The organism is Chryseobacterium sp. II3a, from assembly GCF_057815135.1.
Genome location: NZ_JBYPZJ010000007.1, coordinates 228,282 through 241,982, shown reverse-complemented (window position 1 = coordinate 241,982; position 13,701 = coordinate 228,282). Strand labels below are relative to the sequence as shown.

The 13,701-nt window shown below is 35.1% G+C and carries 13 protein-coding genes; 11 read left to right on the top strand and 2 right to left on the bottom strand.

Features of this window, described 5'->3' with window-relative positions:
* Positions 1–253: 253 nt before the first annotated feature.
* The 11 genes from AC3HD6_RS17485 (at position 254) to AC3HD6_RS17435 (ending at position 11,047) form a co-directional block, all read left to right on the top strand.
* Positions 254–1,288, top strand: coding sequence for an IS110 family RNA-guided transposase (locus tag AC3HD6_RS17485; protein WP_488896434.1), 1,035 nt, complete (start codon positions 254–256; stop codon positions 1,286–1,288).
* Between the two features lie 225 nt (positions 1,289–1,513).
* Entirely contained in the window at positions 1,514–1,891 is a 378-nt protein-coding gene (locus tag AC3HD6_RS17480) for a GxxExxY protein (RefSeq protein WP_488897493.1), read from the top strand.
* Positions 1,892–1,992: 101 nt separating this feature from the next.
* Positions 1,993–2,916, top strand: a complete 924-nt coding sequence (locus AC3HD6_RS17475; RefSeq protein ID WP_488897492.1) for an ABC transporter ATP-binding protein — start codon at positions 1,993–1,995, stop codon at positions 2,914–2,916.
* Between the two features lie 165 nt (positions 2,917–3,081).
* A complete protein-coding gene (locus tag AC3HD6_RS17470; protein ID WP_045502437.1) occupies positions 3,082–3,534 on the top strand; it encodes a MarR family winged helix-turn-helix transcriptional regulator in 453 nt (150 codons plus the stop codon).
* A gap of 53 nt (positions 3,535–3,587) precedes the next feature.
* A complete protein-coding gene (locus AC3HD6_RS17465) occupies positions 3,588–5,981 on the top strand; it encodes a 3-hydroxyacyl-CoA dehydrogenase/enoyl-CoA hydratase family protein (RefSeq protein ID WP_068943131.1) in 2,394 nt (797 codons plus the stop codon).
* A gap of 88 nt (positions 5,982–6,069) precedes the next feature.
* Complete coding sequence (gene tnpA, locus AC3HD6_RS17460; protein ID WP_488897491.1) at positions 6,070–6,534, top strand: IS200/IS605 family transposase; 465 nt, start codon at positions 6,070–6,072, stop codon at positions 6,532–6,534.
* A gap of 110 nt (positions 6,535–6,644) precedes the next feature.
* Positions 6,645–7,823: an acetyl-CoA C-acyltransferase gene (locus AC3HD6_RS17455; RefSeq protein WP_290299003.1), complete on the top strand. Its 1,179-nt coding sequence runs from the start codon at positions 6,645–6,647 to the stop codon at positions 7,821–7,823.
* A 35-nt stretch (positions 7,824–7,858) separates the two neighbouring features.
* On the top strand, positions 7,859–8,215 hold the full coding sequence (locus AC3HD6_RS17450; RefSeq protein WP_488897490.1) for a four helix bundle protein: 357 nt from the start codon (positions 7,859–7,861) through the stop codon (positions 8,213–8,215).
* A 51-nt stretch (positions 8,216–8,266) separates the two neighbouring features.
* Complete coding sequence (locus AC3HD6_RS17445; RefSeq protein ID WP_488897489.1) at positions 8,267–10,042, top strand: acyl-CoA dehydrogenase FadE; 1,776 nt, start codon at positions 8,267–8,269, stop codon at positions 10,040–10,042.
* 142 nt (positions 10,043–10,184) lie between these two features.
* Entirely contained in the window at positions 10,185–10,520 is a 336-nt protein-coding gene (locus AC3HD6_RS17440) for a YegP family protein (RefSeq protein ID WP_488897488.1), read from the top strand.
* An 80-nt stretch (positions 10,521–10,600) separates the two neighbouring features.
* The gene (locus AC3HD6_RS17435; RefSeq protein WP_068943125.1) at positions 10,601–11,047 is read left to right on the top strand and encodes a phosphohydrolase; all 447 of its coding nucleotides are present in this window, start codon (positions 10,601–10,603) and stop codon (positions 11,045–11,047) included.
* Here AC3HD6_RS17435 and AC3HD6_RS17430 read toward each other — a convergent pair.
* Positions 11,044–11,760, bottom strand: a complete 717-nt coding sequence (locus tag AC3HD6_RS17430) for a DUF2490 domain-containing protein (protein WP_488897487.1) — start codon at positions 11,758–11,760, stop codon at positions 11,044–11,046. The two genes, AC3HD6_RS17435 and AC3HD6_RS17430, sit on opposite strands and share 4 nt — an antisense overlap.
* Before the next feature lie 71 nt (positions 11,761–11,831).
* Positions 11,832–13,643 (bottom strand): TonB-dependent receptor plug domain-containing protein, encoded by a 1,812-nt coding sequence (locus tag AC3HD6_RS17425; RefSeq protein WP_488897486.1) that lies wholly within the window; start codon positions 13,641–13,643, stop codon positions 11,832–11,834.
* Between the last annotated feature and the right edge of the window lie 58 nt (positions 13,644–13,701).

Here is a 13,701-nt window from a genome sequence, read left to right as displayed (position 1 = left end):
CCTCCTATGTTTGTATAAGTTATAATTTGCTTTATCTCAAATATTATCTTAGCCATAAAGTGAATAAGAATGAGAGTTGAATAAAAATCCAATAGTTCAAAGAAACATATTCGGCGCAAGAAACGACCTCATTCTTTTTTTATCTTTTAGAGTCAGAGCAGAATGTAAGGAATTAAAAACCCCATTTAATATCCAGAATATCCAATCAGGAGAAAAGACGAAGGAAGATATCTCACTTAAAAAGCAATAAAAGATGAAAGTATTAAAACAAGTAGCCGGTATAGATGTGTCTCAAAAAGAATTAGTAGTTACTTTAGGTTGTCTATATGAAGATCAAACTATAAAATTTCTAGCTTATAAGGTATTTAAAAACACAGATGTTGGAATCCCATTATTGATTAATTGGATTGAAAAACAAAGTGTTGAAGATCAGGAAATTCACTATGTTATGGAAGCCACAGGGGTTTATCATCAGAAGTTCGCTTATTATCTTGCTGAGAATAATAAAAAGGTCTATATCGTTTTGCCCAATAAAATAAGTAGCTACCTAAGAACTCTTGATATAAAAACGATAACTGATAAAAGTTGTTCTCAGGCTATTACTCAGTTCGGTCTTGAAAGAAAATTAAATCACTGGAAAAAACCTGATCAGACTTATAATGAGCTGCAACAGCTTACCAGAGAGCGTGATCAAATTGTTCAGGAGCGGAATGTGATAAAAAATCAGCTTCATGCAGAAACTATTCAAGCTTCTCCTCATTTAAAAAGTATAGAAAGAATGCAAGCTCGTATGAATTTGCTCAATGCTCAAGAAAAAGCAATAAAGAAAGATATCGATAGTATTATCAATACTAATCCTGTGATAAAACAATTGATAGAACGACTTACAACAATACCGGGAGTTGGTGTTTTAACTGCGGTTACTGTTTTGGGAGAGACCAATGGCTTTGAACTGATTAGAAACAAGTCTCAATTATCAAGTTATGCAGGGTTAGATGTTAGAGAAAAACAATCTGGAACGTCGGTAAAAGGTAAATCACGGATATCAAAAAAAGGAAATAGAATGTTAAGGAAATGTTTGTTTTTGCCGGCTTTAACAATTGTGAAGTGGGATGATAACTTCAAAGAAGTTTATATAAGACTCACTTCAAAACATGGAATAAAAATGAAGGCTTTAGTAGCAATCCAAAGAAAAATATTAGAATTGATCTATATTCTTTTTAAAAATGAAACCGTTTATGACGGTAAATATAAATCAAAAAATAGCGTGAAAACTGAGATAGTATAGCACGCTACAGAGTCTAGCTCTAGGCCGACTTAAAAAACAAATTTACAAAAAAATATAAATATTATTTGCAGGTTAACACAGAATCTTGCGCCTTCGCGATTCTCCAACAACACCCCTTAAAATATAACACTTCCTGAAAATTGCTATTTTTTTTAAAATATAATACATATTTTTCACCCTTTGTTTATCAGCAATCCTTATATTTAAAGTATAAAAACACTCCAAATGACAGAAAATGAAATATCAAAAATTGTTTTTGATGCTGGTTTAAAAATTCACAAAAAGATTGGTTCAGGGTTATTTGAACATGTTTATGAAGAATGTCTGTTTTATGAATTAACAAAATCAGGGTTCCCAGTAGAAAGACAAAAACTACTTCCTATTATTTATGAGGATTTGAAAATTGAAAATGCTTTCAGACTTGATATAATTATAGAAAACAAAGTTATCTTAGAAATAAAAACTGTTGACTATATCAGTCCTGTTCATAAAGCTCAACTTTTAACTTATTTAAAAATGACCAATTGTAAGCTTGGTATGATCCTCAATTTTCAATCTGATGTTTTCAAAAATGGAGTTACTAGAGTTGTTAATTGTTTATAAAGTAAAAACAGAAAAAAAATTAGCAAAGTCAAATTCCATGCGCGTTAAAACAGTATTTTTGTAATACAATTTGCAACTTTGCATTTTAACCAACATCAAGCATGTATATACAAATCAAACAAGCCAATATCGGATACAATACAACATTAATTTCAAATGCTAATGCAGAATTAAAGCTTGGTGATGTATGCTTATTGATTGGAAATAATGGTGTAGGGAAAACAACTTTGATCAAATCTATTCTGCATCAGATTCCATTGTTGAAGGGAGAGATTTTAATAGACAAAAAAAATGTAAAAAAGCTTTCTGTAAAAGAAATTGCAGAGAATATTGCTATCGTTTTTTCAAAATCAATGATCCCACAGCATTATACAGTTGAGGATCTTATTTCTTTAGGAAAATATATCTACTACCCTTTTTATTTTGAATTAAAAAAAGAGGATCGTGAAGAGGTTGCTCATATTATTGAGGAACTGGACCTCGGGCAATACAAATATACACTCCTTAAGAATCTTTCGGATGGGAACCTTCAGAAAGCATTTATTGGGCGCGCCATTACTCAGAATTCTCCTGTTATTATTCTGGATGAACCAACTACTCATTTGGATGAAAAAAATAAGATCATTATTCTTAAAACATTAAGAAAGCTTGCTAAGGAACAAAATAAGCTTATTCTGTTTTCTTCACACGATTGGCGTCTAGCTAAAGAATTTGCAGATAAAATATGGTATGTAAAAGATACGCAGCTTTGTTCAGGAATAGTTGAAGATGTATTGCTTCAGCATGATGAGCTGACCAATGCTTCTTTATTTCAAATACACGAGAGTTTTATTCCGCCACATATCTCTGCACCGTCGGTTCAGAAGGAAATGCTCTATTCTTTACTTCAAAAAAATTTCTCAAAAGACCTTTCTTCACTTCATTTTGAATTTCAGGACAGTTTTTGGGTAATTACTAATGATTCCTATAAACAGCAATGTGAATCCTTCGAAGAAATCATAAATTTCATTGGAAACATTTATTAATCAGGAGTTTTCTTTGATTATTTCACATACTATGCATGCATAGTATTATGCAAATCATACAATTTAACATCTTTATTATCAGCTTATTAACAAAATTTAACGTTAATAAATATTATGCATGCATAATATTTACTAAATTTGGGTAAAACCATTAGCGCAAAAATGATGGATAATAATAAGGAAAAAATAGAAAACGTAGATTTAATTTTAAAGCAGACCTGGTTGGCTGTCTCTAAAATGTACACAGAATTGGCTCAGGAACACGATTCCACGGCAGTACAAGCACTTACCCTTCTTAAAATTGATCCCAAGGAAGGAACGCGAAGTACGAATCTTGGACCTAAAATGGCCATAGAACCCACTTCCCTAACGAGAATTATTAAACTGCTGGAAGACAACGGCTATATCTATAAAGAGAAAACCACCACTGATAAAAGAGAGGTGATTATCAAACTTACAGATAAAGGATTAAACTCCAGAAACATGTCTAAGGAAGTTGTTGTCAACTTTAATAAAAAAGTAATGGAGAAGATCAGCCCGGAAAAGATGGATACTTTTAAAGATGTGATGACTGAGATTATGAAAATAGCCAATGAACTATTAAATAACAGAAAATAAATTATCATGAACTGTATGGTTCATATAACCTTATAAATAATAAAAAAATAGATATGAAAAGAAGAATCAAACATGTAACGGTTCTTGGTTCAGGAATTATGGGAAGCGGTATCGCAGCTCACTTCGCCAATATTGGTGTAGAAGTGTCTCTTTTGGATATTGTTCCATTCGAATTGACTGAAGCTGAACAGAAAAAAGGTTTGACCAAAGAAGACAAGGCAGTAAGAAACAGAATTGCTTCCGAAAACTTCGAAAAACTAAAAAAAGCTAGTCCTGCACTTCTTTATTCACCAAAGTTTGCAGATAGAATCAAAATCGGGAACTTCGATGATGATTTACCAAAAATTAAAAATACAGACTGGATTATTGAAGTAGTTGTTGAAAGACTGGATATCAAAAAGTCTGTATACGAAAAAATAGAGCAATTCAGAAAACCGGGGACACTAATTTCTTCCAATACTTCAGGGATTCCTATCCACTTTTTAACTGAAGGAAGAAGCGAAGATTTCAAAAAATACTTTGCAGGAACTCACTTCTTCAACCCGGTAAGATACCTTCCTCTTCTTGAGATTATTCCAACTAACGATACAGATCCTGAAATCATAGACTTCTACATGAATTATGGAGCTAAATTCCTAGGTAAAACTACTGTTTTAGCAAAAGATACTCCTGCATTCATTGCCAACAGAATTGGGGTATTCTCTATGATGGATCTTCTTCACAATGTACAGAAATTAGGGCTTACTGTTTCTGATGTAGATAAATTAACAGGACCAGTAATCGGGCGTCCAAAATCTGCGACTTTCAGAACTGCTGATGTTGTAGGTCTTGACACATTGGTAATGGTAGCCAACGGCGTTCGTCAAAGCGGTGCTGAAGCAAATGACTTTAACGATGTATTCGCTCTTCCTCCTTATATCCAGAAAATGATGGATAATAAATGGCTGGGTTCAAAAACTGAGCAGGGCTTCTATAAAAAAGTGAAAAACGCAGATGGAAAATCTGAAATTCACGGACTAAATCTTGATACATTAGAATATGAACTTCAAGGAAAATCTTCATTCCCTACTTTAGAATTAACTAAGTCTATTGATAAACCAATTGACAGATTTAAAGTATTGATCGGTGGTAAAGATAAAGCTGGTGAACTATATAGAAAATCATTAGGGGCATTATTCGCTTATGTTTCTCATAAAGTTCCTGAAATTTCTGATGAAGTTTACAAAATTGACGATGCCATGAGAGCTGGTTTCGGATGGGAAAATGGTCCATTTGAAATCTGGGATGCCGTAGGTGTTCAGAAAGGTATTGAACTGGCTAAAGATGCCGGATATGAAGTTTCTGACTGGGTTAAAAATGTAGAAACATTCTACAAAGTTAATGATGAAGGGCAAAGCATTTATGTGGATAAAAACTCAGGAGCATACAACAAAATTCCTGGGCAGGATGCTTTCATTATCCTTGATAATATCAGAAAAAATAAAACCCTTTGGAGCAATTCAGGTTCAGCCATTCTTGATTTAGGAGATGGTATCATCAACTTCGAGATCCGTTCAAAAATGAACTCTCTTGGAGGCGAAGTTCTTGATGGATTAAACAGAGCTATTGATTTAGCAGAAAAAGAATATGACGGATTAGTAGTAGGAAACCAAGGGGCTAACTTCTCTGTAGGAGCTAACCTTGCAATGATCCTAATGATGGCTATTGAGCAAGATTGGGATGACCTGAATATGGCGATCGCTTACTTCCAGAAGTCCATGATGAGAGTACGCTACTCTTCTATTCCTGTAGTAGTTGCTCCTCACGGAATGACCTTAGGAGGTGGCTGCGAAATGACCATGCACGCAGACAGAGTGGTTGCTGCAGCAGAAACTTACATAGGTCTTGTAGAAACCGGCGTAGGTGTAATTCCTGGTGGTGGTGGTACTAAAGAACTTACCTTAAGAACTTCAAGAGAATTCCACAGTGATGATGTTAAAAACAACAGACTTCGTGATGCTTTCATGAACATTGCTATGGGTAAAGTAGCAACTTCAGCCTATGAAGCTTATGACATGGGAATCCTTGAAAAAGGAAAAGACATCGTTTCCGTAAGCAAAAACAGACAGATTGCTGAAGCTAAAAAAGTAGCAAAATTATTGGCAGAACAAGGATATACTCAACCTATCGAACAAAAAGTAAAAGTTTTGGGTAGAGATGCATTAGGAATGTTCTATGTAGGAACAGACCAGATGCTAACAGGAAAATATATCTCTGAACATGACAAGAAAATTGCAGATAAATTAGCCAACGTAATGGTAGGTGGAAACTTATCTGAACCAACAATAGTTACTGAACAATATTTATTGAACCTTGAAAGAGAAACATTCCTTCAGCTTTGTGGTGAAAGAAAAACTTTAGAGAGAATTCAGTATATGTTACAAAATGGGAAACCATTAAGAAACTAATGGGGAGCTCCGTAGGAGCGAACTGTTAATAGCTATAGAATAATTTTAAGAGATTAGAGAGCCTCGTAGAGGCGACCTGTTAATTTTTATGGCCAATACCTATACACAGATTTATATTCAAATTGTTTTTGCTGTAAGAGGAAGACAAAATCTGATTTCGAAAGAAAACAGAGAAGAATTACATCAATTGATGACAGGTATTGTTTCTAACAGAAATCAAAAATTATTCGCAGTTTTTGCAATGCCAGACCACGTTCATATCCTTGTAAATATGAATCCGACAATGTCCGTTTCAGATTTAGTAAGAGATATTAAAGCAGGATCTTCAAAATTCATCAATGAAAAAGGATGGATGAATGGAAAATTCAATTGGCAGGAAGGATATGGAGCTTTTTCTTATTCTAAAAGTAGTGTTGATTCGGTTGTAAAATATATTTTAAACCAGGAAGAACATCATAAGAAGACAACTTTTAGAGAAGAATATCTGAACTTTATGTCAAAATTTGAAATAGAATATGATTCGAACTATTTATTTGAATGGATTGATGATTAACAGGTCGCTCCTACGGAGCTCCTCAAATTGTAAAATCAACACAAACAAGCTATGAACAGTTTACCTCTACGAGGCAAAAATCTTTCAAAAAATAATTTAATTTAAAAAAAATGAAAACAGCATACATTGTAAAAGGATTCAGATCAGCAGTAGGAAAAGCACCAAAAGGATCCCTGCGTTTTACACGTCCTGATGTCATGGCAGCTACCGTTATTGAAAAATTAATGGCTGAGCTTCCGCAATTAGATAAAAACAGAATTGATGACCTTATTGTAGGAAATGCAATGCCTGAGGCAGAGCAGGGATTAAACGTAGCTCGTTTGATTTCTTTAATGGGTCTAAATACAGATAAAGTGCCAGGAGTAACTGTAAACAGATACTGTGCTTCAGGAAGTGAAGCGATTGCTATTGCTTCTGCAAAAATTCAGGCGGGAATGGCAGATTGTATCATTGCCGGAGGTACTGAGTCCATGTCTTATATTCCGATGGGTGGTTATAAGCCGGTTCCTGAAACGGATATCGCTAAAACAAACCCTGATTACTATTGGGGAATGGGCTACACTGCTGAAGAAGTAGCAAAACAATATAATATTACCAGAGAAGAACAAGATCAGTTTGCTTTTGAGTCCCATATGAAAGCCTTAAAAGCGAATCAGGAAGGTAAATTTGCTAACCAGATCGTTCCAATTCCTGTAGAATATAACTTCCTTGATGAAAATCAAAAGATTCAGACTAAGAAATTTGATTTCTCAGTTGATGAAGGGCCTAGGGCTGATACTTCTTTAGCTGGTTTGGCTAAACTTAGACCTGTATTTGCCAATGGAGGAAGCGTAACTGCCGGAAACTCTTCTCAGATGAGTGATGGTGCTGCTTTCGTTATGGTAATGAGTGAAGAAATGGTAAAAGAATTAGGACTGGAACCTGAAGCAAGATTAGTAGCCTATGCTGCTGCTGGTCTTGAGCCAAGAATCATGGGAATGGGACCAATCTATGCCATTCCAAAAGCTTTAAAACAAGCAGGTCTTGAATTAAAAGATATTGATTTGATCGAATTAAATGAAGCATTTGCATCACAGTCAGTAGCAATCAAAAAAGAATTAGGGCTAAATCCGGATATCTTAAACGTAAACGGAGGAGCAATCGCTCTTGGCCACCCACTAGGATGTACAGGAACAAAGTTAACGGTTCAGCTTCTTGATGAAATGAGAAGACGTGGCAACAAATACGGAATGGTTTCTATGTGTGTAGGAACTGGACAAGGAGCGGCTTCGATTTTTGAACTATTATAGACTAAAAGAGTAAAGAATAAAGAGCAAAGACTATAATGAAACATAATTTCAAACATCTTAACATCTGGAAACTTTCCATTGAACTAGCTGATGAAATTTATGTTATTACAGATAGTTTTCCAAAAAATGAAGAATTTGGACTTAAATCTCAAATTAGAAGATGTACAGTTTCTGTAGCTTCAAATATTGCAGAAGGTTCAAGTAGAAGTTCAAATAAGGATTTCAATCGTTTTTTAGAAATAAGTCTTGGCTCTCTTTATGAATTGCAAACTCAAATTATTATTTCGGGTAACAGAAACTATCTTGAAATTTCTAAAACCGAAGAAATAGAAAATAAAATAACAGAACTACAGAGAATGATTTCTGGCTTTCAAAAAAATTTAACATTATAAGTCTTGATTCTTTTCTCTTTGTTCTATTAATCTAAAAAAACAAAATAATATATGGCTACACTAAAAGGAGGTGAATTCCTAATCAAACAAATTCCTGCAAACGAAATTTTCAGCATTGAAGAATTGAATGAAGAACAAAAAATGCTTCGTGATTCTGCGAAGGAATTTATAGATAGAGAGGTTGTTCCTCAAAGAGAACGTTTCGAAAAGAAAGATTATGCATTCACAGAAGAAACAATGCGTAAGCTTGGAGATATGGGAATGCTGGGAATCGCAGTTCCTGAAGAATACGGAGGTCTTGGAATGGGCTTTGTCACTACGATGTTAGCTTGTGATTACCTTTCGGGAACTACAGGTTCATTAGCAACAGCTTATGGAGCGCACACTGGAATCGGAACCCTGCCGATCGTTCTTTACGGAACTGAAGAGCAAAAGAAAAAATACCTTCCGGACTTAGCAACAGGAACAAAATTCGGGGCTTACTGCTTAACTGAGCCGGATGCTGGTTCTGACGCAAATTCGGGAAAAACAAGAGCTAAGCTTTCTGAAGATGGAAAACATTATATCATCAACGGACAGAAAATGTGGATATCTAATGCAGGATTTGCAGATACATTCACATTATTTGCTAAAATTGATGACGATAAAAATATCACAGGATTTGTAATCAACAGATCTGAATTGGAAAACCCTGAAAGCTTAACTTTCGGTGAAGAAGAACATAAATTAGGTATCCGCGCCTCTTCTACTCGCCAGGTTTTCTTTAATGATATGAAAATACCTGTAGAGAACCTTTTAGGAGAAAGAAACAATGGTTTCAAAATCGCTTTAAATGCACTGAACGTAGGTCGTATCAAACTAGCGGCTGCTTGTCTTGATGCTCAAAGAAGAATTTTAAACCACTCTATTCAGTATTCTAACGAAAGAAAGCAGTTTGGAGTTTCTATTGCTACTTTCGGAGCGATCAGAAAGAAACTTGCTGAAATGGCAACAGGAGTTTTCGTAAGTGAGGCAGGTTCTTACAGAGCAGCGAAAAACGTTCAGGATAAAATTGACGAATTGGTAGCAGGTGGTATGGATCACCAGGCTGCTGAGCTTAAAGGTGTAGAAGAATTCGCTGTAGAATGTTCAATCCTTAAAGTATTCGTTTCTGATCTTGCACAGCACACTGCTGATGAAGGAATACAGGTATACGGAGGGATGGGATTCTCTGAAGATACTCCAATGGAAGCTGCATGGAGAGATTCAAGAATTTCAAGAATCTATGAAGGAACCAACGAAATCAACAGATTATTGGCCGTAGGAATGCTTATTAAGAGAGCAATGAAAGGTGAATTAGACCTTTTATCTCCTGCAATGGCCATCAGCAAAGAATTGATGGGTATTCCTTCATTTGAAGTTCCTGACTATTCTGAATTCATGAGCGAAGAAAAAGCGATTATCGCTAACCTTAAGAAAGTATTCCTTATGGTTTCGGGAGCAGCTCTTCAAAAGTATATGATGGATATTGAGAAACAACAACATTTATTATTGAATGCTTCTGAAATTCTTAACCAAATCTACATGGCAGAATCTGCAGTATTAAGAGCTGAGAAACATTTCTCTCCTGATTCTGTGGAAGCAGCTATGGCTCAATTAAATCTTTACAAAGCTGTTGAGAAAATCATCGTAGCCGCTAAAGAAGGAATTATTTCTTTCGCTGAAGGAGATGAGCAGAGAATGATGCTTTCAGGATTAAGAAGATTCACTAAGTATACTAATCATCCAAATGTAGTAGCATTAACTGAAAAAGTAGCTGCTCACTATATTGAAAAAGGAGCTTATTAGTCTTTATAACATAAATTTGATTTCAAAACGTCCCATTTGGGGCGTTTTTTTTTGATTTTATAGAAATTTTAAAGAACAGCTGATTTCAATATTTTTTCCTAACTTTATTATAACTAAAACCAGTTAACTCAAAATAAAACATATGGGAAAATTTATTATTTCAAAAAGATCAAACGGCGAGTTTCAGTTCAATCTTAAAGCCGGAAACGGTCAGGTCATTTTAACTAGTCAAGGATATAGTACAAGACCATCTTGCGAAAACGGAATCGGATCTGTAAAGACCAATTCTCAGGAAGATGCTAAATTTGAAAGGAACACAGCCAGAGACGGCAGGTGCTACTTCAACCTTAAAGCGGGAAACGGACAAATCATCGGAACCAGTCAAATGTATGAATCAGACAATGGCATGGAAAACGGAATAGAATCCGTAAAAAATAACGCTCCTAATGCTCCTGTAGAGGATGAAACAAATTTCTAGAATAATTGTAAATAATCTTTACAAAAATGTCTTATTTTTTTAAGGCATTTTTTATTTTTGTACTCTATTTTCATAGAAAAATGACAAAAGAAGAATTACTCAATAAAGCAATAAAGATTGCCGATAAGGCTCATAAAGGACAAACTGATAAATACCACGCTCCTTACATTGGCCACGTTATGCGTGTCATGGAATACGGGAAAACAATTGATGAAAAAATCGTTGGTATACTGCATGATGTTGTAGAAGATCATCCACTGGAATTCAGTCTTGATTATTTAAGAACAGAGGGCTTTCCTGAATACATTATTTTTGCCATCAGCTGCCTTACTAAATTTGATCCGGAAGAGGATTATGATGACTTTATTAAGAGAACAGAAAGATCTCTTCTTGCAGTAGCAGTAAAAATTAATGATCTTCGCGATAATATGGACCTTAGAAGAGTAAACCGAGAGCTTACTCCTAAGGACATTAAAAGGTTTAACAAATATCTTAAAGCCTATCGTTATCTGATAGAAAAATATTAATCTGCACCTGGGAAATCATATGTTTTTACCTCATGGTCTGTGCCATCAATGTTGATGTTCAAAGCCAGGTAGATAAAATGGAGATTTTTATTTCCTTTGGCTTCAAATTCGCGCTGCCAAAGGTATCCACTTACAATTCCAAAGTATTCATCGATCTGATAGCCGAAACCGCCATAGACTCTGTTTCTCGCAAAAGTAGGCTTCATCGGGGATACAAGGAATATTTCATCATAAGCATTCGCAAAAACAGTTCCTTTTTTGATGGTTTTGGCATTTAAAGGAACGCTAATGTTCAAACGGTAACGATAACGCATCCTTTGAGAAGTCTGATCTGTTTGTGGTTCATAAAACCAACTTTTCTCAACACGAAAACGGTTCTCAAACTTTACAATCCCTTTTTTAACATCAATGATATCCTGAAGCCAAACCCTGAACTCTTCTCTGCTTAATTTTTTATCCTTATAGTTAACATATCTTCCAAGTCCCACAAATGGTTTATGGTTCTTGGTAAGATTATACCCTAATCCCCCTTTTATTTCATAATAATCAGGATAAGTATAATCTTCGTTACCTCTCAACTGCCCTTCTCCATACATGAAAAACTTAGGATGAAATTTGTAGGTTAAAGTCACTGCATTGAAGCTGGAAATGTGTTCCTGTGCTTTGAAGAAAGATAGACTAAGAAGTAGACTTAAACCTAGAAAACGTTTCATAAAAAATTTTTGCAAATGTAATTTTTTTAACAATTTGTTAATATTAACTTTCATTAATATTGGATTAACACTTACTTCATATTAATTGTGTATGAAAAACCAATATGGAACCACCTTTGCGGCATTTCCACCCCAAATGCTTCCGTATATTTTGTATTGGTGATATTATTCACTAAAACATACACAGAATAGCCTTTTTTATAAAAACTTAGTTTATCATCCAAGAGATGGTAGCTTCCTAAATTCATCCTCTCATTATATCTGTAAACCAGCTCATTGGTGAAATCACCCAAGAATTTTGTTTCCAGCTTACCAATGATCTGATGCTTCAGGTTATCCAAGATATATCTTGAAGTCCATTCATTAGGTTCCTGATATTTGCTGTCAATATAGGTATATCCAGCTGTAGGTTTCAGCCAGTTTGTTATCTTATAGCTAATCTCAGCTTCCACACCTTTCACCTTGATATCTCCAACATTTGCAGCTAACCAGGTTAAATCTTTAGGGTCCTTTTTAAGCCAATCAATAGAATTTTTTGAATCTCTTAAGAATCCGCTCACTTTCGCTAAAATCTTCCTATTCTGGTATTGATATCCTATTTCTGATGAAATTGCATTTTCAGGTTGCAGGCCAGGGTTTCCACGTTCTGTAGGGCTTATATAATAAAGTTCCGTGAAGGTAGGAACACGGTGTACTTTTGCAATGTTTCCGTAGATCTTATTGTTAGGATTGAAATTATATCCCACATCCAGGCCGGGATAGAAAAAGTTTCCTTCTTTAGAATAATTAGCCCATGAAATTCCGGGGCTGATATTTAATTTTTTATCTAATAATGAAAAATGGTGCTCAAAGAAAACCTGAGAAACAAAACGGTTAGGAGTTCCAAGATTGGTACTCACCAGAAATTCCTTTCTCAGCTCCACACCTACTCCAGTAGTTCCTAATCCCCATTGATAACTTGAGTTTATTTCTCCTCCAACATTATTCCCGATATGCATATTTCTATAACCATTAGGATTTTGTCTGGTATAAAGGTACATGTCCTGCCCTCTTCTCCAGTATACATTAGAGTTAAGCTTTAATTTCCCAAAAGTCTGTTGATGTGCAACACTTACAATGGAAGCCTGCATTTCCTCATACTGGTTTATAGCTGCTTTGGAAGCATAAAACCCATTAGCACCAAATTTCTTTTCCGAAAAACCAGCCTGAAGTCTCAAATCCCCATTTTTAATATTAAGTTTTCCCTGATAGAATACATTTCTGATTTCGTAATCTGTATTATACATATAGCCCTCTGATCCTGAAGTATTGGCCTGAAGGGTATTGGAAAACTTTTCATTTCCCATCTGCGCATTAAATCCTAATCTATAAGAACTATAATCCCCTCCTTCCGCAGTGATTTTAAACTTTTTCCCTATTCCTGGTTTGGTAATCACATTAATGACTCCTGCGTAGGCATTTTGACCAAAACGTCTGGCAGCAGGTCCCTTGATGATCTCAATTTTTTCCACATCCTCCAGATCAACCGGAATATTCATAGAATTATGTCCGGTCTGAGAATCATTGATTCTAACCCCGTTTAATAATAGCAAAACCTGTTCAAAGGAACTTCCTCGGAAACTGATATCACTCTGAACTCCATTAGACCCTCTCCTTCTGATATCCATACCCGGAACCTGCTGAAGAATTTCATCAATACTTTTGGAAGGTGTATTGGCAATTTCTTCCTTTGTAATAACCGTAATATTCTGGTTGGCACTTTTATAGGGTGTAGAGATAAATTTCCCTTGAAATTCAATGTTTTCAATATCTGTAGTTTTTTCCTGAGCCTGTACCCAAAGCAGAGATCCCAGAAAAAAAACACTTCCTATCTTTTTAATCATAACCGTTTCCGTAGTTTCTTTTAACAAGGTTCAAAAGTAAGGGAGTTCATGAAGACAG

Excerpts from the sequence above, each read along its gene's own strand:
- AC3HD6_RS17455 (WP_290299003.1), top strand. The coding sequence starts at position 6,645 with ATGAAAACAGCATACATTGTAAAAGGATTCAGATCAGCAGTAGGAAAA.
- AC3HD6_RS17485 (WP_488896434.1), top strand. The coding sequence starts at position 254 with ATGAAAGTATTAAAACAAGTAGCCGGTATAGATGTGTCTCAAAAAGAA.
- AC3HD6_RS17465 (WP_068943131.1), top strand. The coding sequence starts at position 3,588 with ATGAAAAGAAGAATCAAACATGTAACGGTTCTTGGTTCAGGAATTATG.
- tnpA (WP_488897491.1), top strand. The coding sequence starts at position 6,070 with ATGGCCAATACCTATACACAGATTTATATTCAAATTGTTTTTGCTGTA.
- AC3HD6_RS17480 (WP_488897493.1), top strand. The coding sequence starts at position 1,514 with ATGACAGAAAATGAAATATCAAAAATTGTTTTTGATGCTGGTTTAAAA.
- AC3HD6_RS17450 (WP_488897490.1), top strand. The coding sequence starts at position 7,859 with ATGAAACATAATTTCAAACATCTTAACATCTGGAAACTTTCCATTGAA.
- AC3HD6_RS17445 (WP_488897489.1), top strand. The coding sequence starts at position 8,267 with ATGGCTACACTAAAAGGAGGTGAATTCCTAATCAAACAAATTCCTGCA.
- AC3HD6_RS17470 (WP_045502437.1), top strand. The coding sequence starts at position 3,082 with ATGGATAATAATAAGGAAAAAATAGAAAACGTAGATTTAATTTTAAAG.
- AC3HD6_RS17435 (WP_068943125.1), top strand. The coding sequence starts at position 10,601 with ATGACAAAAGAAGAATTACTCAATAAAGCAATAAAGATTGCCGATAAG.
- AC3HD6_RS17440 (WP_488897488.1), top strand. The coding sequence starts at position 10,185 with ATGGGAAAATTTATTATTTCAAAAAGATCAAACGGCGAGTTTCAGTTC.
- AC3HD6_RS17430 (WP_488897487.1), bottom strand. The coding sequence starts at position 11,760 with ATGAAACGTTTTCTAGGTTTAAGTCTACTTCTTAGTCTATCTTTCTTC.
- AC3HD6_RS17475 (WP_488897492.1), top strand. The coding sequence starts at position 1,993 with ATGTATATACAAATCAAACAAGCCAATATCGGATACAATACAACATTA.
- AC3HD6_RS17425 (WP_488897486.1), bottom strand. The coding sequence starts at position 13,643 with ATGATTAAAAAGATAGGAAGTGTTTTTTTTCTGGGATCTCTGCTTTGG.